General features: G+C 35.6%; 27 protein-coding genes. 2 read left to right on the top strand and 25 right to left on the bottom strand.

Going from position 1 to position 24,762, the window contains the following annotated elements:
- The 15 genes from folE to Q0992_RS11035 form a co-directional block, all read right to left on the bottom strand.
- Positions 1-580, bottom strand: a 580-nt coding sequence (gene folE, locus Q0992_RS11105; protein WP_299523940.1) for a GTP cyclohydrolase I FolE, incomplete at its 3' end; no start/stop codon positions are given.
- Between the two features lie 55 nt (positions 581-635).
- Positions 636-908, bottom strand: coding sequence for a TIGR03643 family protein (locus Q0992_RS11100; RefSeq protein ID WP_299523938.1), 273 nt, complete (start codon positions 906-908; stop codon positions 636-638).
- The gene (locus Q0992_RS11095) at positions 905-1,336 is read right to left on the bottom strand and encodes a hypothetical protein (RefSeq protein WP_299523936.1); all 432 of its coding nucleotides are present in this window, start codon (positions 1,334-1,336) and stop codon (positions 905-907) included. Before Q0992_RS11095 ends, Q0992_RS11100 begins: the two co-directional genes overlap by 4 nt.
- Before the next feature lie 100 nt (positions 1,337-1,436).
- Positions 1,437-2,927 carry a cryptochrome/deoxyribodipyrimidine photo-lyase family protein gene (locus tag Q0992_RS11090; RefSeq protein ID WP_299523934.1) on the bottom strand — a complete coding sequence of 497 codons (1,491 nt, stop codon included), beginning with the start codon at positions 2,925-2,927 and terminating at the stop codon, positions 1,437-1,439.
- Positions 2,906-4,402, bottom strand: coding sequence for a cryptochrome/photolyase family protein (locus tag Q0992_RS11085; RefSeq protein ID WP_299523931.1), 1,497 nt, complete (start codon positions 4,400-4,402; stop codon positions 2,906-2,908). Before Q0992_RS11085 ends, Q0992_RS11090 begins: the two co-directional genes overlap by 22 nt.
- Before the next feature lie 119 nt (positions 4,403-4,521).
- Complete coding sequence (locus tag Q0992_RS11080; protein WP_299523928.1) at positions 4,522-5,850, bottom strand: DASH family cryptochrome; 1,329 nt, start codon at positions 5,848-5,850, stop codon at positions 4,522-4,524.
- Positions 5,823-5,969, bottom strand: coding sequence for a DUF2256 domain-containing protein (locus Q0992_RS11075; RefSeq protein WP_299523925.1), 147 nt, complete (start codon positions 5,967-5,969; stop codon positions 5,823-5,825). The genes Q0992_RS11080 and Q0992_RS11075 overlap by 28 nt, the downstream gene beginning before the upstream one ends.
- On the bottom strand, positions 5,966-7,387 hold the full coding sequence (locus tag Q0992_RS11070; protein WP_299523922.1) for an SDR family oxidoreductase: 1,422 nt from the start codon (positions 7,385-7,387) through the stop codon (positions 5,966-5,968). Before Q0992_RS11070 ends, Q0992_RS11075 begins: the two co-directional genes overlap by 4 nt.
- Complete coding sequence (locus Q0992_RS11065) at positions 7,387-8,025, bottom strand: flavin reductase (protein WP_299523919.1); 639 nt, start codon at positions 8,023-8,025, stop codon at positions 7,387-7,389. Before Q0992_RS11065 ends, Q0992_RS11070 begins: the two co-directional genes overlap by 1 nt.
- Positions 8,026-9,336, bottom strand: a complete 1,311-nt coding sequence (locus Q0992_RS11060) for an AarF/UbiB family protein (RefSeq protein ID WP_299523916.1) — start codon at positions 9,334-9,336, stop codon at positions 8,026-8,028.
- Positions 9,337-9,993 carry a TetR family transcriptional regulator C-terminal domain-containing protein gene (locus Q0992_RS11055; protein ID WP_299523913.1) on the bottom strand — a complete coding sequence of 219 codons (657 nt, stop codon included), beginning with the start codon at positions 9,991-9,993 and terminating at the stop codon, positions 9,337-9,339.
- Positions 9,994-10,087: 94 nt separating this feature from the next.
- Positions 10,088-11,134 (bottom strand): ACR3 family arsenite efflux transporter, encoded by a 1,047-nt coding sequence (arsB, locus tag Q0992_RS11050; RefSeq protein ID WP_299523910.1) that lies wholly within the window; start codon positions 11,132-11,134, stop codon positions 10,088-10,090.
- 24 nt (positions 11,135-11,158) lie between these two features.
- Positions 11,159-11,773, bottom strand: a complete 615-nt coding sequence (locus Q0992_RS11045) for a protein-tyrosine-phosphatase (RefSeq protein ID WP_299523907.1) — start codon at positions 11,771-11,773, stop codon at positions 11,159-11,161.
- Positions 11,774-11,793: 20 nt separating this feature from the next.
- Positions 11,794-12,264, bottom strand: a complete 471-nt coding sequence (locus Q0992_RS11040; protein ID WP_299523904.1) for a DUF6428 family protein — start codon at positions 12,262-12,264, stop codon at positions 11,794-11,796.
- 9 nt (positions 12,265-12,273) lie between these two features.
- Positions 12,274-12,603, bottom strand: coding sequence for a helix-turn-helix transcriptional regulator (locus tag Q0992_RS11035; protein WP_299523901.1), 330 nt, complete (start codon positions 12,601-12,603; stop codon positions 12,274-12,276).
- Between the two features lie 160 nt (positions 12,604-12,763).
- Here Q0992_RS11035 and Q0992_RS11030 point away from each other — a divergent pair, with 160 nt between their 5' ends.
- Entirely contained in the window at positions 12,764-13,612 is an 849-nt protein-coding gene (locus tag Q0992_RS11030; RefSeq protein WP_299523898.1) for a DUF2911 domain-containing protein, read from the top strand.
- Between the two features lie 180 nt (positions 13,613-13,792).
- Here the strand turns inward: Q0992_RS11030 and Q0992_RS11025 are convergent, their stop codons facing one another.
- The 10 genes from Q0992_RS11025 to Q0992_RS10980 all read right to left on the bottom strand — a co-directional run bounded on the left by Q0992_RS11025 (position 13,793) and on the right by Q0992_RS10980 (position 24,221).
- A complete protein-coding gene (locus tag Q0992_RS11025) occupies positions 13,793-15,619 on the bottom strand; it encodes a sodium:solute symporter (protein ID WP_299523895.1) in 1,827 nt (608 codons plus the stop codon).
- Positions 15,620-15,761: 142 nt separating this feature from the next.
- Positions 15,762-18,281, bottom strand: coding sequence for a PIG-L family deacetylase (locus Q0992_RS11020; RefSeq protein ID WP_299523892.1), 2,520 nt, complete (start codon positions 18,279-18,281; stop codon positions 15,762-15,764).
- Between the two features lie 87 nt (positions 18,282-18,368).
- Positions 18,369-19,448 carry a magnesium/cobalt transporter CorA gene (corA, locus tag Q0992_RS11015; protein WP_299523886.1) on the bottom strand — a complete coding sequence of 360 codons (1,080 nt, stop codon included), beginning with the start codon at positions 19,446-19,448 and terminating at the stop codon, positions 18,369-18,371.
- An 18-nt stretch (positions 19,449-19,466) separates the two neighbouring features.
- Complete coding sequence (locus Q0992_RS11010) at positions 19,467-19,985, bottom strand: mechanosensitive ion channel domain-containing protein (RefSeq protein ID WP_299523883.1); 519 nt, start codon at positions 19,983-19,985, stop codon at positions 19,467-19,469.
- A gap of 38 nt (positions 19,986-20,023) precedes the next feature.
- On the bottom strand, positions 20,024-20,968 hold the full coding sequence (locus tag Q0992_RS11005) for a septum formation inhibitor Maf (RefSeq protein WP_299523880.1): 945 nt from the start codon (positions 20,966-20,968) through the stop codon (positions 20,024-20,026).
- Positions 20,969-20,998: 30 nt separating this feature from the next.
- Complete coding sequence (locus Q0992_RS11000) at positions 20,999-21,589, bottom strand: Maf-like protein (protein WP_299523877.1); 591 nt, start codon at positions 21,587-21,589, stop codon at positions 20,999-21,001.
- Entirely contained in the window at positions 21,590-22,516 is a 927-nt protein-coding gene (locus Q0992_RS10995; RefSeq protein ID WP_299523874.1) for a geranylgeranylglycerol-phosphate geranylgeranyltransferase, read from the bottom strand.
- A 7-nt stretch (positions 22,517-22,523) separates the two neighbouring features.
- Complete coding sequence (locus tag Q0992_RS10990; RefSeq protein WP_299523871.1) at positions 22,524-22,838, bottom strand: hypothetical protein; 315 nt, start codon at positions 22,836-22,838, stop codon at positions 22,524-22,526.
- A 4-nt stretch (positions 22,839-22,842) separates the two neighbouring features.
- Positions 22,843-23,382: an HAD family hydrolase gene (locus tag Q0992_RS10985; protein WP_299523868.1), complete on the bottom strand. Its 540-nt coding sequence runs from the start codon at positions 23,380-23,382 to the stop codon at positions 22,843-22,845.
- A 29-nt stretch (positions 23,383-23,411) separates the two neighbouring features.
- Positions 23,412-24,221 (bottom strand): Rossmann-like and DUF2520 domain-containing protein, encoded by an 810-nt coding sequence (locus Q0992_RS10980; protein WP_299523865.1) that lies wholly within the window; start codon positions 24,219-24,221, stop codon positions 23,412-23,414.
- A gap of 78 nt (positions 24,222-24,299) precedes the next feature.
- Here Q0992_RS10980 and mscL point away from each other — a divergent pair, with 78 nt between their 5' ends.
- Positions 24,300-24,749, top strand: a complete 450-nt coding sequence (mscL, locus tag Q0992_RS10975) for a large conductance mechanosensitive channel protein MscL (RefSeq protein WP_299523860.1) — start codon at positions 24,300-24,302, stop codon at positions 24,747-24,749.
- Positions 24,750-24,762 lie beyond the last annotated feature (13 nt).

The raw sequence follows: 24,762 nt of genomic DNA, 5'->3' as shown, positions 1-24,762 counted from the left end.
CACATAAATGCTTGGCATCGATGATTACTGCTACATCTTCAGTATCCAGAACGGTTTTAAGCTCATTGGCAATTTGATTTGTTAATCGTTCTTGCACTTGAGGACGTTTGGCATAATACTGTACTATGCGGTTCAATTTTGATAGGCCAATAACTTTGCCAGATGACTTGTAAGCAATGTGTGCTTTACCAATTATAGGGACAAAGTGGTGCTCACAGTTAGAGTAGAATGTAATATTCTTCTCTACTAACATTTGGTTGTATTGGTACTTGTTGTCGAACAAGGCCACTTTCGGTTTGTTTGCTGGATCTAATCCTGAAAATATTTCTTCGACGTACATTTTAGCCACACGGTCTGGTGTACCTTTCAATGAATCGTCTGTTAAATCTAAACCTAGTACGTCCATTATTTCTGAAAATAATATGGATATACGTTCTTTTTTTTCTTCATTAGGCATATCAAAAGCATTTGGCTTCATTGGTGTGTCTAACGAAGTAAATAGATGATCATCACCTATATCTTCAATACTAAATCCATTAAGGTGCTGACCATTTTTTTTGGAAATCGTTTCTGTATTCATAGAATCTTTTTAATGTGCTGTCTTTAAGTACTCCAAGCTTAAATCAAAGCACGTGTTAACGTTTTGAAATAGAGTTATTTGTTATTGTCCTTTGACGTGAGCATTTAAATCTGCCCTTGCCAAACGTTCTTTTTTTACTGTGTTTTGTTGCTCTGCCTTGCACACGTGCTCTCCACATTCTGAAACTGCTCGGTTTCATTTCCTTTCGCATCAGTTCAATGATATCCTGTTCCTTAAGCCCGAATTGATAGGTGATGGCTTCGAAAGGTGTGCGGTCTTCCCACGCCATTTCTATAATTCTATCAATGTCTTTTACCTCTAGCATCATAAACTCTGAGGCATGGCATATTGCATATCATACTTCACTTTTTCATCCATCAGTTTATCAAAAAACTTTTTGTTTTCTTTAAACGTCTTGTTGTTTCTGAAATGAATGAATCTTCCCTGTGCATGAATACTAGAACCATTAACTTTGTATATGACTAATTGATAATAAGGAATAATCCAGGTAAAGTTTTTTAAACCTTGATTAATCATTACCAAAATTCCTTTGGGTCTTAATTCTATATTCGCATAATTAATATCTGACACTTTGTTCATCATGCTCTGCATATTAGGACTAACTTCATCCACAATCATGCGCTTAGAGCCCACGCCATGCATTTTCAATTTCTGTACCAAACTAAAAGGACTGCCAATAAGGTCAGCTATAATTTGTTTGTGCTCAGGGTTGTGATGTGTTGTATTCAATATCATTACACTGTAAAGATATAAAATGTTTAACCTTTTTTAATTAAAGTTAAACAAAGTTTAACACAGAATTAAGAATGTAAGAAAATTACTTTGTGAAAGTGGTTTATTCATTCCGTAACATACGATTTCTGTCTTTTATAGTATGTCGTTTTAATATGCGAAAACTTTCTTGAATGACTTCAGGATCTTTCTTCATATTCCACAAGATATCGCTTGCTCTTTTACGGTTTTCTTTGATATCAACTATTGGCTTTGGATAATCTATACCTAATTTGAAATTATAGAAGGCTTGTTCCATTTCTGTCATGAGATAAGGCTCATGAACAAATGGTGTATCTAAATGTGCTAATTCTGGCACCCATTTTTTAATAAAAATAGCTTCAGAATCATGTTTTAAGCTGTTTACAGTAGGATTATATATTCTTAAGTTATTTATACCTGTCTCACCTGCCTGCATCTGTAGTTGCGGGAAGTGTATGCCTGGTTCAAAATCCAAAAATTGTTGCGATAAATGCGTGGTGGCCGCTTGCCATGGTTGCCATAAAATATGTGTAAAGAACGATGCCAACATGGCGCGCATTCTAAAGTTGACATAGCCCGTTTCTATTAAACAGCGCATACTTGCATCAACCAGAGGAAATCCTGTTTGTCCTTTGCGCCAAGCCTTTTGATATCCTTTTGAAATGCTCTTTTTAAGCTTATGGTACCCTTTATTGACACTGGCATTTTCCATGGTGTGTTCCATTTCAAACTTTTGAATAAAATGAGCTTGCCATCTTAAACGCGATATAAATGCACCAATGTGTCGCTTATCTTTTGTATTGACTTTTACCTCTTGTGCTTTTTGAAATACTTGTCTAATGGATAAATTACCCCAAGCGATGTATGGGGAAATTCTACTGCAACTGGTACGTGATGCTTCAGGTTTTGAAATGTTGAACATATAATCTTCATGGCGACTTTCAAAGAAGGAATCTGCATATTTCCACCCAGTGGTACTACCACCTGTTTGAAATTTTGTGTTAGATGGAGTCTGTAAATCAGCTACTGTAAAAACCTTTTCTAAGGTTTGGATTTCTTCTGTATTAACCAATTGATGATTTTTAGGTTGAAATATCTCAAGATTTTTATACATGTATGCTTCCCAATTCTCAAACCAATTATCCCTATTCACTAAACCACGTTCAACACCATTGTTTTTACTCTCTACCCAATTAATTATATTGTTTCTACAGTAGCGAGCAAACTCTTTATCTCTATTGTAAGTCACGAGTAATCCTGTTTCTACGTGAGAAAAAATGGTATCAACTCTATAAAATTCTTGTATAAGATTGAAAGCAGTTTGTATATCGCTCGTCACAGATAAGACTTTGGTGTTAGATGCTTCTAATTGGGCATTAATATCCAGGAGGGATTCCTTTATAAAATTGAAATGACGTTCATCATAATGGCTATCATTTAGCAAAATGAACTCAAATACATAGACTAGAAGGGTGCGTTTACCAGATTTTAAGGCATTAGAAATAGCTTCATTGTCCTGAAGTCTCAAATCGCGCTTTAACCAAACTACATTTATAGGCTCTCTGTTTGACATTCTAAAGTTTCTAAGAAGGTTTGTGCATTTTTAAAATGCATGTCTTTGGTGTCTTGTTTCATTTTATCAAAAGTGCGTATCAGCATGCTGAGTCTGGGATTGCTAAGAAAGAAATCACGATGTTTATCCATAAAGGTCCAGAACAGTCCATCCCAAGTAGATTGCCAATCTCCTCTGCGATAGTTACTCATTTTCATAATGTAATTACTGCTGCTTATGTAGGGTTTTGTTGACATTAAACCACCATCGGCATACAGACTCATGCCATACACATTTGGTACCATTACCCAATCGTACGCATCAATAAATAATTCCATAAACCATTTGTAGACCTCGTCGGGATCGAATTCGCAAAGCACCATGAAGTTTCCTAAAATCATTAAACGTTCTATATGATGGGCATAGGCTGTTTTGTTTACTTTACGTATAATGTCGTCTATGGGTTGGATTCCAGTAGTTCCATCATAAAATGAAGCTGGTATTTTACGCTTGAAATCCCAGAAGTTTTTGGTGCGTTCTTCAGTACCTTTTGCCTCGTAAACCCCTCTGATAAACTCCCTCCAACCCAAAATTTGCCTCACAAAACCTTCGGTGGAGTTAAGTGGAATACTATTGTTGTTGGCGTATTCAATAGCGCTTTTTATAACATCCATCGGCTCTAATAGACCCACATTGATAAGAGGTGAAAGGATGCTATGGTTTAAAAAATGTTCTTCCTTTACAATCGCATCTTCATAAATACCAAATTCATGAAATCTAATCTCGAAGAATTGTTGTAGCCAGGCCTCAGAAGAATTATAGTCTATAGGGTAAATGATAAAGTCTGATAATTTGCCATGATGATTACTAAAATAGTGTTCAACATAGTTTTCGGCTTCTTTATGGTAACGAGTTTTATTAGGAAATTGAATGCTGGGTGGTGTTTTGTCCTTGGGATATTTCTTTCGATTGTCTGTGTCATAAGTCCATTTTCCACCTTTTGGCTCTCCAGATTCCATTAAGATGTTTCTGTCTTTGCGCTGTTGTTTGTAGAATGCTGTTTGAAAGAATTTCTTTTTGGATGGTTTAAAAAATGCATTTAGTTCATCTTTTGAATTAATGAATAATGGATTTTCATACCATGTTATTGCAATGTGTTTAGAAACCGAATTAATATGCTTTTGAAGCCAATTGTCCGTAGGGTCAATAATGTGAAGCCTCTTTAGCCCGTTGGCAATTAAACTTGGAATTAGGGTTCTTACATCACATAAACCAGATGTAGCTTCGATATAGTTAACCTGCTTACCACTAGATTTTAGATAGTCTTCATAGGCTTTCATTGTAGCATGATGAAACGCAATTTTTTGTTTATGAAATTTGTAATGCCTAAAGAACAAAAACTCTTCGACCAGGTAGATGTCATAATCTAATTCAAGAATGGGTGAATTCTTAAACAGTTGATGGGGGAATACTAATATCGCTTCTTTCTTTTTCATTTTTCTCTGTTGTCAGTTTGAGTGTCTTGACGATGAACGTATGGACATATCGAGAACTAGATGCCATCTCGATACAATTCTTCATTCTTCAGAATCACTCGATGTGACGTTTTTTTATTTCAAAACAAACTCGGTTGCAACCAAAGCTTTCTAAATTTTCCATTCGTGTCATAGCGCTCAGCCTGTAATTGTACATTAAACTTGCGGTCTCTTGGGTCGTTGCCAACACCAGAGACGTACATCCAATTGCCATAATTGCTATGAACATCATAATCAATGAGCAAGGACTCAAAATAGGAGGCGCCAATACGCCAATCGAGTTCAAGTTCTTTGGCAAAATAGGAGGCTACATTTTGGCGACCTCTATTACTCATCCAACCAGTTTCTTTGAGTTCGATCATGTTTGCATTCACAAAATCAGAATATGTCTCGCCATTAATCCATTTATTTATTTGGTTTTGATTTTTTGACCATTCATAGTCCTTTTGAAGAATCCCTTCCAATTTAAAAATTTGGTTGCCATGCTTCATAGACACATATTTAAAATAGTCACGCCAAATCAATTCAAAAATCAGCCAATAGGTCGATTGATTCTTAAAGTGTTCTCTTTCAAACTGTCTCACTTTATGGTAAATCGTTCTTGCTGAGATACTGCCATTTGCTAACCATGGTGAGAATTTTGAACTATAGTCTACACCCATCAAACCATTTCTGGTTTTTTTATAAAATCCTAATTTTTTGGTGTTAAAGAAATAATCCTCTAGGCGATTCAAAGCTTCAGTTTCCCCGCCTTTAAAAGGGAAGGCTGAGTGTGGATGAACTTCAAATTCTTCAAAACCTAATTCTGAAAGACTAGGAATGGATGTGTTGTTATTGATTCTATTCTCTTCGGGTTGTTTTTCTGTCTGAATCTCTTCACGTATTGGAATGTACTTTTCAAGTTTTTTTCTAAATACGGTGAAAACCTGAGGTGTTTTTGTAACCTCGAAGTTGATATCTTTAGGATGATATAGAAACTGATTGTAGATGGAGTGGAAGTGAATATTCTTATGGCTATTATTGGTGGCTTCGAGAACCTCAGCCACCAAAGCTTTTTCTATATCCAATTCTTCTTGAGTCCATTCCTTTTGAAGGTAGATGTTAGAGATGTTATAAGTTTCACAGACTTCGGGTATTACGGTTTCGGGCAAATCATGGTAAACCAACAAATCAATATTTAGAGCGTCTAGTTGTGATTTTAGATTCTGAATAGTTTCAATCAAGAATTTTGCTCTAAACTTTTCGGTTTTTTTAAATCCGAATGTATTCACTTGAAATAGTCTTAGGTCAAAACAATATATGCCAACGACATAATCGCTATTTTGGCATGCTTCGGCCAAAACAGCATTGTCAACGGTTCTTAAGTCGTTTCTAAACCAAACTAAGCTAACTTTTTTTGTCTTCTGCATTTTTCACTGCAATATTTTACATTGTTCCAATCCTTTGCCCATTTCTTTCTCCAAGTAAAAGGGCGCTCACAAACCAGACATATTTTTTCTGGTAGATGTTGTTTCTTAGTGCCTTTCATTTTGGTTCTACCAAAGCGTTTATCATGCCCTTAAACACAAAAGCATGGAACGGTAAAACCATATACCAATACAGACGTCCCCAAACCCCTTTTGGTCTAAATACAGCACGCTGGTATAATTTATCTTTAACGATTTTAAACTCTAACCAAGCTTCACCAGGTAATTTCATTTCTGCAAAGAGCAATAAGCGTTTTTCTTCTTTATCAGCGAATAATACACGCCAGAAGTCAAGTGGATCACCAGGTTCTAAATAGGTATTATGCGTTCGACCTCTGCGCAAACCAACACCACCAAATAACTTATCGACATAACCTCTTAGTTTCCATAACCAATTAAAACTGTACCATCCATTGCGGCCTCCGATACTCCAAATTTTGTTTATGGTGAATTGCTCATCCTTTACTTTACGCGAGCGTACATCCTTAAAACAACCAAACTGTGGCAACTCAATATGTTTAGAAAGCTGATCGTTAAATACACCGCTGCTAACAGCATCTTTCCAGCTAGAAATCACAGAGTTTTGCTGTATTTTTTGAAAGGCTAAATCGACGGCAGTTTTGTAGGTCATAGGCTTAATATCGATATGCTCATTGATATCACTGGCTTTACCAATCACTTCAACTTTCATGCTATCAACTAATGCTTGTGCCAGCTGAAATGATGTGGACGTTACAAAGTATAACCAGTAGGATGATAACTTTGGCGTTAATACGGGTAATGTATAGATGTATCTTCTTAATCCTCTTACTTCTGCAAATTGCAATAGCATGTCTTTATAAGTCAATATTTCTGGGCCAAAGATGTCGTACGATTTGTTATAAAGTTGCTCTTTCCCTATGGCGCCCGACAAGTAGGTGAGAACGTCCCGAATACCAATGGGTTGTGATTTGGTATTCAGCCATTTTGGTGTGATCATTAGTGGCAACTTTTCAACAATATCCCGAATGATTTCGAACGAAGCGCTACCACTGCCTACAATAATACCTGCTCTAAATGTGGTTAAGGCATAATCATCAGATTTAAGGGTTTCTTCGACTTGCAATCGTGACTTTAAATGCTTAGACAACGAATTGTCATTAACTATACCACTCAAATAAATGACCTGTTTACAATTTGTAGATGCAATAAGTGTTTTAAAATTTGAAGCACATTGCCGTTCTAAATCCTCAAAGTCTTCAGACTGAGTCGCCATGGAATGGATAAGGTAATAAGCCGTATCAATGTCTTTGGAGATTTTATTTGGTTCGGGATTTAAAAAATTTAATTTAATAAAGGTGCACTGAGGGTGTTCCTCAATTTCATCTGGAATACGATTCATATCACGAACACAACAAACAAGCTCGTGCTTAGCTTCGAGAAGCTGGAGTGCTAATCGTTTGGCTATATAGCCTGTTGTGCCAGTTATTAGAATACGCATCAGCCATCTATTTTTTCAATTATAGCCTTAGGTCTTTGGTATTCTAATCGGGTTTTTAATTCGGGTACGGCATAGCCATCCAAGCCATTAATTGTGGCTACTTTTCCTTTAGATAAATTAATGAAACCATCGTTCTCTAATAGATTATCTGGGACATATAATTTGGTAATTCTACCAATCAACAAAATAGTATTATTAGCTTTAATAGGATATTCTTCAACATATTCCATGGCCATTTGAATAGGGCAACCCTTAACAAAAGGCGCAATAAAACCGTCTCTATAGTCTTCTTCAAGATGAGTTACATCAAATTCTGATATCGACGCATCATATTTAGCCGAGGTATGATGCGCATCTTCTAGAATGTCTTGATGAATATGATTTATAGTATACTTACCTGTCGATTTTATATTGTCATACGTATTTCTTGTAACCGTAGTAGGCCTTAAGAAAAACCCTAACAGACCTGGATTTGATCCCAAGTGAGTCACAGAACTAAAAACAGCAACATTACTCGTACCCAATTCATCTTTTGTACCGATAAGATTCGCAGATTTATAACCCGAACAACTATTAATTAAGTTGATGCGGTATAAATGATGCATATTGTTGATATCGTCTAAAGTAAACTGTGCCATTTATAGGTTAATGAAATTATTGATTTTTATGTTTTCGGCCTTTAGGTCGAACATTAGATTGTACAAACCAAAGAATGTACGATTAATATATATAAAATGTTTAGACCCTCTATTGCCATTCATATTTCTGAGCTCGGTACTTTTGGAATATTTCTGACCCATTTCTGCGACTTGGTTGAAGAAATCGGGATTTGAAAAATCAAATACCTCATTGTGAAATGGCTGTGTAAAAAGACTTAGCAATTCATAGAACATGGCACTAAAAAATTGGACTTCGTCTTCAGAGTCGTCAGGTCGTAAGATTTCCAATTCGTACATCTTTGCCTTAAACACTTCTGGATTTTCAATGCTTTCTTTTTTGGCAAGTTCAAAATAGGGGACGTAAAACTCTTCTGGAATGAATTTCATACAACCAAAATCCAAAGCAATTAAATGACCGTCTTCGGATATTAAAAAATTCCCTGGATGCGGATCTGCATGCACTTTTTTGAGTTTGTGAATCTGATACATGTAGAAATCCCAAAGCGCTTGTCCAAGCTTATTTGATAAGTCTTGATTCTTATTATGAGCTACAAATTCTGAAAGGTGTTTGCCTTTCATATAGTCCATGGTTATTATGCGTTCCGATGAATACTCATCATAATAATTGGGAAACCTTAAATTTGGAATGTGCTTACAAGCTTCAACAACAGTTTTACTTTGTTCTACTTCTAGAAGGTAATTGGTTTCTTCGACTAGCTTATCTTCAACTTCCTTAAAATATTTATCGGAGTCTTTTCCTTTGATATTAAACATTTTAATAGCCACAGGTTTAACCAAAGCTAAATCTGAAGCGATACTCTCCGCAACTCCAGGATATTGGATTTTCACAGCAAATTTTTTCCCATTCTTATCTGCGATATGTACTTGACCAATGCTCGCAGCATTTACTGAAGTTGCGTTGAAAGTATCAAAAAGTTCATCGGGATGCTTCCCAAAGTATTTTTTAAACGTTTTTATCACCAAAGGTGGTGATAGTGGCGGCACTGAAAATTGTGATAACGAAAATTTTTCGACATAAGCTTTTGGTAAAATGCTCTTTTCCATACTCAACATTTGCGCAACTTTGAGTGCGCTACCTTTTAGCTTTTTTAGACTGTCGTAAATGTCTTCTGCGTTATTCTGATTGAGACGTTCTTTGGCTTCTTCCTTGGAATTCACCATTTTGTCTCCATAATATTTTAAATAATTAACACCGACTTTTGCACCAGTAGTCACTAGTTTTGAGGCTCGGGATATTTTGGTTATTGGTATACTATCTATGGTTTTCATCTAATTCATGTGCATTTTTTCCTTGTATAGGAATTTGCCGAGATCAATAATGCTTTTTAGAGGTGTGGTATCTATTAAATCAAAACTTGCTCTTACGGATTTTTCAATAAATAGGTCTGTTTTTTCAAAAGAAGGCGAGGTGTCATCTAACCAAAAACGGATGGTTAATAATAATTGTAACCATGCCGATTCCTTTAAGCTTCTGTTTTGCAACTTTGTAAGTTGTTCTTGCCTAAGGTCAATAATTTTGATATTTAAATGTTCAATATAGTTGACAAATCGCTTTTTTAGATGTACTAGAGTTCTTAAAGATTTAAGGGACGATTTATGTCCTTCTAGGGCATAAGTAACGTAACTTCTATTTGCTGTTAGAATTTCGAAGAACGTAAAATAAAAGCTCAGTAGCTTATTTTTAGCGTCAAAAGTTAAATACTCTTCGCTTTTCTCTAAAACAGCGTGCGCATTGTCAAAAAATATTTTAAAGATGGATTGCTCTAGGGAATCGAATGATGCAAAAAATTCATAAAATTGTTGTTCCTCAAAATTATTGTCCTTTGCAAAGGAATAAACTGATTTAGGATTTTCATTATGCATCAATACATGATCCATATAAAACCCAATAATGTCTGCTTGTGATATTGATTTTTTCTTAGCCATGGTGCTTATTTTACCATGTAAAGATACGAATTGTTTAACTATTTTTAATTAAGGTTAAACAAAATTTAACGTATTGCAGGATTTGTGCCTAATATTAAGGCTTTGCATTATATGTAATGTAATATTTTTTACGCAACCAAAAGGCCACTTTTACCAATAAGATTAGTGCAGGGACTTCCACTAAAGGCCCTATTACACCGGCAAAAGCCTGGCCAGAATTTAGACCAAATACGGCAATGGCAACAGCTATAGCCAACTCGAAATTATTTCCAGCGGCTGTAAAAGCAACGGAAGCTGTTTTATCGTATTCTGCCCCTACAGCTTTAGTAAAAAAGAAGCCAATGATAAACATAATCGTGAAATATACTAAAAGTGGTATTGCAATAATGATAACGTCCATAGGAATTTCAACAATTAATTCGCCTTTAAGGGAGAACATTATCACAATTGTAAAGAGTAAGGCAATGAGCGTTATTGGAGAAATATTAGGAATGAATTTTTTTGCATACCATTCTTCTCCTTTAAGTTTTACCAAAATACTTCGGGATAGGATACCAAGCAAAAAAGGAATGCCCAAGTAAATAGCTACACTTTCTGCAATAGTAGCGATAGAAATATCTACAATAGCTCCTTCAAAACCAAAATAGGGTGGAAGTACGGTAATAAAAATATAGGCATAAAAGCTATATCCAAAAACTTGAAAAACACTATTTAAAGCAACCAATCCTGCTCCATATTCGCTACTCCCTTCGGCTAAGTCATTCCAAACTAAAACCATCGCGATACAACGCGCTAAACCAATGAGAATTAAACCCACCATGTATTCAGGGTAATCCTTTAAAAATAATATGGCTAGGACAAACATTAATACGGGACCAATAATCCAGTTAAGAATTAGTGAAATGGATAATATTTTTACATCCTTAAAAACTTTTGGTAGCAGTGCATAGTTTACTTTTGCCAGTGGTGGATACATCATTAAAATTAATCCTATAGCAATCGGAATATTAGTTGTACCCTTGTTGAACGAATTGACAAAATTTGGGAAGTTTGGGAAAAAGTAACCAATTCCTACACCTATAGCCATAGCTATAAATATCCATAAGGTGAGATTTTTATCGAGAAAGCTTAATTTTTTCATGTCAGCAATGAAATTTTTAGGACTTTATTCTTTTAAATTTGCGAATACATATTTTAATTCCGTAGCAATTTGAAGGCTACGTTCCTTGTACTTTTCAGCTTGTTGCGATGTATTATCAAATGCTTTTGGATCTTCATAAGTTAAAGGAATGCGTTGTTCTGACCCAGGAACAAATGGGCAAGCTTCATTGGCCGAATCGCAAGTCATAATCGCTGCAAATTCTGACGATGGATTGAAAGCAGCGTCGAATGTTTTTGAAAATCCGATAATCGGATGTTTAGTTTCGGCATATTTAATCGCATATATAGGATTGGTTTCGTTTGAAAGTTTTTCAATTTGAAATCCAGAACTTTCTAAAGCTTCAGCAGCCGAAGGAAATAGGGCTGTGGCTTCAGTGCCACCAGAGTAGGTGTAAACATTTTTAAGGTTGTAATAATGTGCCAAAGCCTGTGCCCAAACTTGAGATAAATGACTGCGACGCGAATTATGGGTGCAAATAAAATTCAGGTTAATAATAGCCCCTTCCTTGATTTTGTTCTGAATGAAATCGATTAAAAGCTGCAAAATGGTTTTTCGTTGTTCATCAATGGATGTAACGTCTAGCTGCTTAATTTCTTCTTTTATGGTTTTAAATACCATTGGTTTTGATTTATAGGGTTTTAACAACAGCCAGAACTTGGTTCACAACAAGCGGACTTTTTTTGTAAGTCCGATAATCGTATACGCGGCTTTTCAGTAGGAATACCACAATTGTCTTTAGCTAAGCAATTGGTTTGCTTTGTGGTTAATAGAAAGTTGTTTCCATCAAAGTCTAAATTGTATTTGCCTATGGTATCACCCTGATACTCCACTTCGATTTCCAAATCATCTATATCTAGGATGTTTTGTGAAAGTTCAATGATTTTTAATAGTTTTTCGGGATGAAGTCTGTGATCGTAGTCATTGGCTTCCCATAATTGAAAGTTAACGACTGCTTCGTGTCTAACGGTACCACCACAATCAATAAAGTCTTTTGTGATTTTGCCTACTTCAGTGACATGAAAATGCCGAGGTACTAAGGTTCCATTAGGTAATTGAAATGCAATGGTATCTAGTGCTTTGAGCTTTGATTTTATTTCAGATAGCTTCATAATAAATAATTAACAACAGTTATTGGCTTTTATATCTTGATTAAAAAATGCAGTTAGTAAGTGTTTCATTTCTTCCCATTTTTCCTGGTCTATACAGTAACAAACACTTGTGCCTTCTATATTTCCTTTTATTAAACCTAGGGTTTTCAATTCTTTAAGGTGTTGTGATATTGTAGCTTGAGCCAATCCGATTTCATCTACCAAATCACCACAAATACATGAATTGGTCTTAAAGAGATGGTGCAAGATAGCTACGCGTGCAGGGTGTGCAAAGGCTTTGGAAAGTGTGGCGATTTCGTTTTGTGCATCTGTGAAAATTTCGCTTTTTGTTAATCCCATGGCTGTATTAATTTGTATATTGCAATATTACGATTAATAATTGATTTGGAATACTATTCTTTATAATAATTTGTTTCTTTTAAGTATTCCTTAACATTTGCACCCTATGTTAAGTAGTACCTTTATCCCACTAATAAAAAACCACTTAACACTAAACAAAATGAAGAAATTAGTACTTTTTGCATTTGCGTTAACTCTAATGTTTTCTGTTAATGCGCAAGTTGAAACTCCTCAGCCAAGTCCTTTTACAAAAATTGAACAAAAGGTTGGTCTGACTGATATTACCTTGGAATACTCACGTCCAAGTATGAAAGGAAGAAAAATATTTGGTGATTTGGTACCATTTGGCAAGATGTGGCGAGCTGGAGCCAATAAGAACACCATAATTACTTTTAGTGATGATGTTACTATTGATGGCAATGCCTTAAAAGCAGGTTCTTACGCCATTTTTATTTCTCCAAATCAAGAGTCTTGGGATGTCTTCTTTTATTCGGATACTGAAAATTGGGGAACTCCAGGAAAGTGGGACGATTCTAAAGTTGCTGCTAAAGCTTCGGCTACAGTTTATAAAATGCCTATGAATGTTGAAACTTGGACCATAGGAATCGATGATTTAACTAACAGTTCTGCGAGCATAGGATTTATTTGGGAGAATAGTTATGCTGCAGTAACATTTAAAGTCCCTACAGATACTAAAGTTTCTGCATCTATAGATCAAGTAATGTCTGGACCTTCTCCCAATGATTATTATGCTGCGGCAGTATATAATTTATCTGAGGGTAAGGATTTAAAGATGGCTATGGAATGGATAGATAAAGCCGTAGAAATGACTAGTGACCAACCTCGTTTTTGGTATCTAAGACAACAATCTTTGATTCATGCAGCTAACGGTGATAAAAAAGGTGCTATTGCTGCAGCTAAGAAGTCTTTAGAAGGAGCTAAAGCTAGAGGGAATGCAGATTACATCAAAATGAATGAAGACTCACTAAAAGAATGGGGAGCGATGTAAACGTTCTTTATTAAGATAACATCTAAAAAGCACAACCATAGAGTTGTGCTTTTTTATTTGTGTCAGTTACAGTTTAAATCTACAGTGCGCCTAATTTGATTTAATTCAGTGATGAGATTTATGCTTCTTTTTTTTCAATTTAGCCTGCGCCAATTATTCCCCAACGAATGGTTTGTGGACTCAAACATTTGCTTTTTTAGATGTCATAGATTGTAAAAGATGCGCAATTAGAATGACAATAAGACAACCAATTAAGTTAAGCCATAAATACGGTAAATCGATAATTTCTGCAGTATCCAAGAAATACAATACGATAATAAAAACTTGGGTGATTAAAGCACCAATAAAAACAGCGTTACCTTTAATATATTTAAAGAAAAATGCTAATAAGAAAATGCCCAATACATTGCCATAAAATATAGAACCTATAATATTAACGAGTTGAATTAAGTTTTCAGCTAAGTTGGCAAAACAAGCTATGATAATGGCTACAATTCCCCAACCAAAAGTGAACCATTTGGTCATGTTTACCATGTGCAACTCACCTTTATTTTCCTTCAGGTTTCGTCCGTATAAATCAATAGAGGTAATCGTGGCCAATGCGTTTATTTCTGATGCCGTTGAAGACATGGCAGCTGAAAGAATTACAGCTAACAAAAGCCCGATTAAACCTTTGGGTAAGTGATTTAAGATAAATCGGATAAACATATAATCCCTATCATTGGTCTGTGTATCTTTCGCAGCGTCTTTATAAAGTGTAGAGAGTTCGGCAGATTTTTCCTTGTAAGCTTCATCATCAGGATTAGATTTCAAAGCTTCAACTTCTTCTTGAAGCTTAGTGTAAGTGTCGCTATATTCGGGATCAATAGCTTTTTTAATAAGAAATTTTGATTCTGAACGATAGGTTTTTTCTAGACTATCGATGAGAAGTAATTCCGATTTTAAACCTTCATTTTTACTTTTGGCATATGCCAAACTCAATCGTTGCTTTATGTCAAAAAGTTCAGTCTGTTTATTTTGAAGGGTTTTATAAGCATCACCGTATTCTGAAGCTAAAACCGTTTGTGTTGATGCACCAATGAAGTTCAAGGGTGCAGGGTTAAATTGATAAAATACAAATACCATAACGCCAACTAGCAATATGAAGAATTGCATAGGGACTTTTAATAAACCATTAAACAATAAGCCCATTTGCATTTCTTTCATAGACTTTCCGGATAGGTACCGTTGTACTTGGCTTTGATCTGTTCCAAAATAGGATAACATTAAAAAAGTACCACCTATGAGTCCTGTCCAAATGGTGTATCTATTCTCTAAATCGAATGAGAAGTCTAAAACCTGCATTTTGCCTGTTGCTCCTGCTATATCAATGGCATCGGTAAAAGAAACATCAATTGGAAACTTATCTATCACTACGTATAGCGCTGCAAGCATACCAGCAAAAATGACAAACATTTGCTGTTTTTGCGTTACGGTTACTGCCTTTGTGCCACCAGAAACTGTGTAAATAATTACCAGAACACCTATGATGATATTAAGTGTTATGATATTCCAGCCTAATACAACCGATAGAATAATTGCTGGTGCAAAAATAGTAATACCAGCTGCTAGTCCACGTTGAATTAAAAATAGAATTGCTGTAAGGGTTCTGGTTTTGAGGTCGAATCGGTTTTCTAAAAATTCGTAAGCGGTATAAACTTTTAGACGATGATAGAGTGGAATAAATACTAAGCAGATAATGACCATGGCTATAGGTAGTCCAAAATAGAATTGAACAAATCCCATACCGTCAGAGAATGCCTGGCCTGTTGTGGATAAAAAGGTAATCGCACTAGCTTGTGTTGCCATTACCGATAGGCCAATAGTCCACCATTTTGCGGTGTTACCACCTCTAACATAGTCCAGAACGTTCTTACTGCCTCTGGTTTTCCAAGTGCCGTAACCTACAATGGTGGCTAAGGTGGCTATTAAAACCGTCCAGTCAATCCAGTCTAAAGTTTGTGGCATAAGTTTAAGCGAATGATGCTGTTATAAAGTAAAAGAGAATAATGTATAGTGCATTGGCAATTAGCACAATGGTGTACATTTTGTTCCATTTCTGCTTTTGTTTGGGTTGAGGTTGGTCTTGGTTATGCATATTAATCAGTTGTTAGTTTTTTAGTGTGGTTTGGTCTTCTTTCCCTGCTGAAAGTAAATTGGCAAAAAGGCGATAGGCGCCAGAAACACCAGCAGGAAATTCCCTAAAGAAGCTTAAGCCTGTGTAGATGTAATGCCCTTTTCCATAATTAGCGACAAGTAAGCTACCTTCTTTTGAGCTTTCCCCTTTATCATTCATCGCTAATAGTGGTGTAAACTCATCTGCCCATTGGTTTGGGAAATAGAGCCCACGTTCTTGCACCCAACCCTCAAAATCTTTTTGGGTGATTTTGTTGGGAAAATTTAGTATTGGGTGATTAGAGTCTAAAATTCTGACTTCGGCATTTTCATCAGTAACCCGGTCTCTAGATAATTGTAAATCGTATGGTGCAATGTTATCAGTTTTAAGTCGTCTGTTAGTGTTGTATTGCACAATCATGTTGCCACCTTCTTTCACATAATCTAATAAGAATTTTTGCTTAAATTTTAATTCATCCAAAATGTTGTAGGCTCTTATGCCGACAACGATAGCATCAAAATTTACTAAGTTGTCTGGAGTAATTTGTTCTGGTTTAATAATGGTGACATTATAACCAATTTGACGTAAACTTTCAGGAACTACATCACCAGCACCTTCAATGTAGCCTATATTTTCACCTCTTTTATTAATGTCTAGGCGAACTAAATCACTAACGCTTGGTATCAATACGGTTTGATATGGAATGTGGTCGTAGTCAATTTCTACAAGTTCATCTGTGTAGAATTCTCCATTAATATTAACCATTGGAGTGATTAAGCCTTCACTTTGACCCTTAGGTGGAATTACAGTAAAAACGACTTTCTGAATATCACCTTTATTGGCAATTTCTATTTTTTGCTTCTGAGGATAAACATTCCAATCGTTAGGATATGCCATCTGAACGAAACCTTCAATGGCATCGCGACCTGCTTTTACGGTAATTTCGATTTCTTTTTGTTGGTCGTTTTCAAAAATGAACACCTTATCACTAATACTAGCCGATACTTCAGGAATAATCTCAAAAGGTCTATATAATTCGCCTTTATCTGGTTTTGAATAGCGATAGACCACAGGCTTGGTAATGGTTAAAGCGACGCCTTCAATAGTCAGGTTAAAATCCACAAAAACAGCTCTTGGAGTCTCGGGTAATCCAATCAGTTCTTGTCTTTCGACATGATACATTCCCAACGAACTTTTCTTATTAAGCCAATAAGGTGCTGTAGAGGTAATATCGGTTGGAATGGTAATACCATCTTCGAAGTTTAAACGTTGATTTTCTGGCATTTCCATTTGTTTTGAAATGCCATTATGTAAGGTGGAAAGCTTATAGGACACCAGATTTATTTTTGCATTGCTTCGGTTTAAAGCTTCAATTCTAAGATTGACAGTTGAGTTTGGCGATGCATGGGGACTACTTGCGGAAACTTCTAAATACAGTCCAGCGCAAGCTTCGATAATAGCTTTTAATTCCTTCGTCTTTAAGGTTTTCCAGTGCTCATCATCAACGTTTTGAAGCAGTCTGTAAGCGTCTAAAAGTTGTGGTAAGTGACTGGCAGGATTTACAAAATTGAAATTCTTTTCAATGTCTTTTAAAATAGTTCCAATCGCTTGTCCACCTTCAATTCTGTTCCATGAGGTATCGATACCTGCAAAAACATCATTGGTTCCATCTAAGGGTTCTCCTTTAAGGAATTCGATATATTCTTCTTGTGTACCTCGTGTACTTAAACGCCCAAACCCTTGACATAAATGCTGGCTACTTGCCAAAGCAGCCACTTCATTATTAGACATACCTTTGGTAGGATAGTAAACGCCTATATCAAAATTTAGCATATTACTTTTATCGGCTTTTTCAAAGTTTTCCCTACTACCATAAAACCACCAAGAGGTATTAAAGAACAAACGTTTGGGTTGCCAAGTTTCTGTAAATTTTAATTGCGAAGGGTACTTTGAAGCATCATTGGCTAAATCAAAAGCTTCCATACTCAGCATAGCAGAGGCGGTATGATGACCATGGGTTCGGCCTGGTGTTCTATGGTCAAAGCGGTTAATGATAACATCGGGCTTAAACTCCCTAATAGCCCAAACCACATCTGCGAGTACGTCATCTTTGTTCCAAATGTCGAAGGTCTCACTAGGATGCTTTGAGTAGCCAAAATCATTTGCTCTAGAGAATAGTTGTTCACCACCATCGACACCACGAGCCGCCAATAATTCTTGTGTTCTAATGACCCCAAGTAATTCTCTTATTTCTGGACCAATAAGATTCTGTCCGCCATCACCTCGTGTTAAGGATAGGTAAGCCGTACGTGCTTTAACTTTATTAGACATGTACGCAATTAAGCGTGTGTTCTCATCATCAGGATGTGCAGCAACATATAATACAGATCCTAGAACATTAAGTTTTTGAACAGCTTCATAAATTTCAGAGGAACTGAGTTTTTTGGGTTGTTGTGCTGGTAGTGAAACTATATAGCCTAGAATGAAGAAAAGGCAAAGTTTAATCTGGCGCATTGTGTCTATTAGTTAGTTACTCTCCAAATATATAAAAGTAAGGTGCTAATGGGTTTGGTTTTAGGTTTTGTTTAACGGTTAAACCAATTATAACCACTTCTTTCGTTTAAAATAATAGAGCATGGCTAAAAACATAAGAATCATGATTCCCCAAAGTACAAAATAGCCATATTCATATTGAAGCTCGGGAATAAACTTAAAATTCATACCATAAATACCAGCAATGAAGGTCAATGGAATAAAAATGGTCGCTATAATGGTGAGGACTTTCATTACCTCGTTCATCTTATTGCTGATGGTGGTCATGTACATATCCATTAAACTCCAAATCATTTCGCGATAAATATCTATATTCTCTGATACTTGAATTAAATGGTCATAAATATCTCTATAATAAGTAATTGTACGTTTGTATATTAAAGGCTGGTCGTCTTTAGTGATTCTGCTTATGATTTCGCGCAATGGAAATATGGCACGTCGAACTTTTAGGATTTCTCGTTTGAGTTGTTGTATTTCAATATTCACATCTTCCCTTGCATGTCCTTCGAACAGTTCAGTTTCAAGATCTTCAATTTTATTACCTAAAGTTTCAATGATGGTATAATAATTATCAACTACGGCATCAATGAGGGCATACATGAGGTAATCGGACTTAAGACCTCTAATTCTTCCATTATTATGACGTAACCTATTTCTTATAGTACCAAAAACATCACCTTCGGATTCCTGAAAGGTCAAAACATAATTTTTGCCGAGTACAAGGCTGACCTGTTCAATGACTAGGTGGTCGTTTTTATCGTAGTAGAGCATTTTAAGCACTACAAATAAATATGCTTCATATTCATCAATCTTAGGACGTTGGGTTGTGTTTACAATATCTTCTAGCACTAATGGGTGCAGACTATATTGTTTGCCAATGTTTTCAATTTTATCAGTGTGCTTTAAGCCATCTACATTGATCCAAGTCACTGAATCGGTTTCTTTATAGTTGATGGCTTCTTCAATATTAAGGAGTATGGCTTCTTCAACATTTTCTTTTGTGTAGTCAAAGCACTCTACTTGAAAATCTTTATCTGATTTTTTACCAGTATAGATTAAGGTTCCTGGTACCTGACCAATATGCTTTACATAATCCTGCGTACGTTTTTTAGTTGCTCTTCTTGCCATGTTTAGGAAATACTCGCTTTAGTTTAGAGCATCTTTTTTTACTAAAGTTACAGCCTTTTGAAGAATGAGGTTATTAGGATAGGTCACTAAATCACCATTGTCTTCCCTTAGTATGAGTTGAAATGCTCTTATGTCTTCAATAATGGCTTCTACCGGATAATCCTTATCGTGAATTTTGATTTTATCACCGACCTTGTAAGGAAACGAGAAAAACATAATAACACCAGAAGTCACATTGCTCAAAATGGACCAGATGGCAAATAATGCAATGCCAATGACCGCAAATACCGAGGAAAATATCAACGTAATATCACGTGTTTCAAAACCAAGAATAAAAGCCTCAATAAGAAGTGCAAGGAGTACCAAGGTAACGGTAGCATAACGGCCTATTAAATTGGCTCTGGCTTCAGTAGTACCACTACGTTTCCCGATACGTTTAACGCTAAGCACAATAATTTTTCTTACAATAAACAATACGAATAGTACTATTACTGTATATATAATCTCAGATTGGTAAGTTTCGAAGAATTTAGTCATGTTACAGCTAATAGGTCTGTAACAAATATAGTCTTAATTTATTGCAATTTTAAGATTTTCCTTAGGCTCTCATCTGCATTATTGTTTTTACTCCAATAAGCAGATTTGATGGATTCTAACTTGGTCGCTTTTGTCGTTAAGGTCTTTGAAGCACTACCATAACCACTAACAGTGGTTTCTTCCCAACCAGAAATCTCATATGGAAATTCCGAATTGAAATTGATTTTTAAAGTTCTGCTTAATTCAGGATATGTAATGGTGTAGCTACTATCTTCTAAATTGGCGATTGCATTGTAAGCTTTTATGTCTTTATGTCGCAGCCTTGTGAATTCTAATGATGGAACTAGGTTTAATTCTCCAGTCGGTAGACTTTTTGGGTCAATTCGAAGTTTTGTCCATAATTCATTTTCGGTCCAGGTTTTTTCGATAGTAAAAGTCTGATCGGCTTCACTTTGAAAGTATGAATGTGACATCACTTCAAAATCAGTTCTGTTATTAATCTGCGTATAGACTTGTCCGCACCATTCTTGTATTGATGTCGATACTTTTATGGCGTGCTTGTTATTAGCTACAGGGTAAAAGGTACTCTGCATAATGGAGTAAGGGTAAATTCCTGTATTAAAATTTTTAGTCGCATTGAGTTTTAAAATAGGTACATTCGATTCGCTATAATTATCTGCTTTTACTTGAGCTTCTGGCAAAAAATCTTCAGTAACAAATACCAAGACAGCAGTACCATCTCGCATTTCGCCATAACGCGCCTGCTCTAATTTGTAAGAGGTAATTTCCGCTTCGCCAGCATACCAATAGTCTTTGAATTGCTGTGATAGTTTTGTTTTTGGCTTTAAAGGCTCTTCCTTTATTTCGGATATAGCAAGTATTTCGGAAGTTTCAGAGTTATTATGGTCTTTACAAGACATGACGATGATGAGCACACATATAAAGCATAAAAAAACGATGAGCGCTTTTATAGACTTATTCATTTTCAAATTTTTTACAAAAATAAGAAGATATTAGGTGTTAATTATGTTAATTAACGTTTCGTAAAGCAAATGCGTAGGTAAACCTACAACATTATTATAGGAGCCTTCAATTTTAGTGATGCCGATAGCGCCTATCCATTCTTGTATACCGTATGCACCAGCCTTATCCAAAGGTTTAAAGGTGTTGACATAATGCCATATTTCTTCATCTGTCAACGCTTTAAATGTGACCTTGGTTGTTGTATTTACTACTTTTTGATGGTTCTTTTGAGTAAAACAAATCGATGTCATCACTTGGTGTGTAGTGTTACTCAGGGATTTTATCATTCTGAAGGCATCTTCTTCATCTTTTGGTTTTTCTATGGCTTTGCCATCTAACCAAACAATGGTATCACTGGTGATTAAAATGTCTTTTTCCTTGAGGTCTTTTTTGAAAGCTTCGGCTTTAAGCTTGGCTAAATAATCCGTAATCTCGGTACCTTTTAGTTCTTTGGGGTAGACTTCATCAATAGGATGTTGCTTCACTTCAAATTCAATATTCATAGCCTTTAAAAAGGCATGACGTCTTGGTGAAGCCGAGGCTAAAATAATGTGGTAATCTTTGAGTTTATCGTTGAGCATTTATTTTAAAACATAAGGATATAGTGCAATTGAAAGTAATCCTGTTAGCATAACAAGTTTAAGTATTAAACTGATGTGTTTGTAATGCGGTTTTTGTTCTGCACTAAAAAGTTTTATAGTTATGTAAATTAATGGTGCAATTACGAAAATTAAGAAATACCCAACAAAAAGCTGTTGCTTAAATAAGTTAGTAATCACATAATAAACTACAGAAAATAGAGGTATCAATGAAAGTATAAATACAATTTTAGTGGCGCGGTCTCTTCCTAAAATTATGGGTAAAGTTCGCATGCCAACTTTGTAATCACCATCAATATCTTCGATATCCTTAACCAGTTCACGAATGAGGTTAATCATAAAAGCAAAAATGGCGTAGTCTAGTATAAGTCTGAAAAAGAAAATTTGCACCTTTCGATTGCCTCCATTAATGACTGGTAACAATTCAAAGATTCCAACCAAGAGTAAGCTTAGAGCTACGACTAATGATACAAGAATATTGCCAACCAACAACATTTGTTTTAAGTAAGACGAATAGATGTAAAGTGATGCGGAGGCTATAAAAAAAATGACAAAAAATCCAGATTTACCTATACCATTGGATAAGTAATAACCTAGTCCAACACCAATAATATTCAATATAATAAATAGTCTAAGCGCAACTTTTTCGGAGATATATTTATTGACTATGACTTTTCCTGGCTTGTTGATTTTGTCGGTTTCTATATCGTAGATATCATTAATAACATAACCACCTGCGGCTATGCAAATGGTAGCAACGACTAATAATGAAAATTCCAGCGGACTCAATGTGGTGACAACTCCATGGCTTTCGAAAAAAGGAAGAAGTAATGCATATTTAATTAAGATTTGCACGAGTGCAATCATAACGAGGTTCTTCCAACGAATTAGGTTTAGAAAGTGAATCATATAGCGGTTAGCGCGAAAGGATTTGATTGATTAAATAATAAGCGATGTAGGCTACGATGGCAAAGACGATAATACTTACAACGGTGGTTCTGATAAATAACTGACGCTCTTGTCTTCTTATTTTATCTTTTATTTTTTGTTTATCGGCCTTAGTTAAATCTTTATGCAGAAATTCCATTTCATAATGGAGATGCGCTTCAAGATCTAATTTTTCCTTATACACTGAAAAGGGCACAGAAGTCTTTTGGTTAAAAGTGGATTGGTTGTTGCCAAAGCCTATATATCCAAAACCTGTGCTATGTCTTCTGCCTCTTCTTCCCATTTAGTTAGTCGTATTTTGCATCGAAATTACCATTCCATTTGTCATGAACTTTAAGCACCTGCTCTATAACATCGCGTACCGCACCTTTACCGCCATTTTTGTGCGAGATATATTTTGAAATCGCCTTTATCTCTGGCACTGCATCCTGGGGACAACATGGTAAACCTACAAGTTTCATTACAGGATAATCTGGAATATCATCTCCCATATACAACACGGATTCGGGCTTGATATTGTAAATATCCAAATATTCATCTAATTGCTCAATTTTATTATGTGCACCGAGATAAATATCGGTAATGCCAAGACCTCTAAGACGTTTCCGCACACCTTCGTTAGACCCTCCAGAAATGATACATACATTAAAACCAGCATCAACTGCCGTTTTTAAGGCAAAGCCATCCTTAATGCTCATCTTTCTTAGCATTTCACCATCTGTAGTGACGGTTATGGTACCATCGGTAAGAACACCATCCACATCAAAAATGAATGTTGTGATATTGATTAAATATTCTTTATAGCTTTTATTTTCTGTTTTATTCATTTACTTAGATTATTGTCACTTCGAGAGCCTCAGTGACCACTAGTTGTATCGTTAGTCTTTTTTTGGTTGCTGAGCTTAGTCGAAGCACCATGTGTTTTTCTAATTGAAGCGGTTAACAATTCATAAATGGCTTTATGCTCTTCATTCTCTAGTTGCTTTAAATGGCGTCTAATTGTCTTTTTGTCATTCCGTTTTGCCGGTCCAGTCTGAGCCATATACGGTGACATATCCTGAACTTTTTTTGCCGTTTCTAATATTAAGGGCTTTAAGATATCAAAATTTATACTTTTTGCATCACTAATTTCGTGTGCAATGCGATAGAGTTGATTGGTGAAATTATTGACAAAAACGGCTGATAAGTGTAGGGTTTGGCGCTGTTCTGTAGTGATTTTATAGGGTTTACAGCCCAAGGCACCTGCCAAATCCTTCATAAACTGAAGATTTTGTTTTTCGGTGACTTCAATACAAATAGGTATTTCACTAAAATCTAATTCTGCGTTTTTTGAAAACGTCTGTAAAGGATAAAACACAGCACGTTGGTTCTTTTTGTCTAAATCGTGAACAGAAACACTCCCTGAGGTATGAGCCACCAATCGATTTTCAAAAGGTAAACCCTTGGATACCTCAGAAATACAATCATCACTAACAGCCAAAATATAAATATCAGCTTCTTTTAATTGTGATAAATCATCGGTGGTATCAACCTCATTAGCATAAGATGAAATAGCACTATAACTACGATTGTACCATTGTGTCATAGTAACGGTATCAGAAGTTTTAAAGGCTTTATATAGATGTGTGGCCACATTGCCGGCACCAAGAAGCACAACAGTTATCATGCTGTAAAAATAGGTAACAATTACTTTAAATAAAATTGAAGCTGATTATCTTTACTTTTAATAATCAAATTACCCACTATGAAACTCCTCAAAGAATTTAAAGAATTTGCTGTCAAAGGCAATATGATGGACATGGCCATTGGTATTATTATTGGCGCAGCATTTAATAAAGTGATTGATGTATTGGCCAAACAGGTGTTGTTGCCACCATTATCATTATTGTCTGATGGTGTTAACTTTCAGGATAAAAAATTAGTATTGCGAGATGCCATAACCGACGGCACAGGTGCCATAACTACTGGAGAGGTTGCTGTAGCCTACGGTAAGTTGTTAGAGGTTTTTATTGACTTTTTGATTATTGGCTTTACCATCTTTATTGTGGTAAAGGCCATGAACAAATTGCGGAATAAAGCACAGGACACTAATGACCAAACTGTTGTGACCCCAAAGGATATAGAGTTGTTATCGGACTTAAAACATTTAATGGAAGAACAAAATCAGCTATTAAAGTCTAAAGTTTCAAATTAATTGAAATCTAAGA

Origin of the sequence: Winogradskyella sp. (assembly GCF_028289625.1) — a bacterium.
GTDB lineage: Bacteria > Bacteroidota > Bacteroidia > Flavobacteriales > Flavobacteriaceae > Winogradskyella.
Note: the sequence above shows the minus strand (reverse complement) of the source record. Positions and strands in the feature narration are given on the sequence as shown.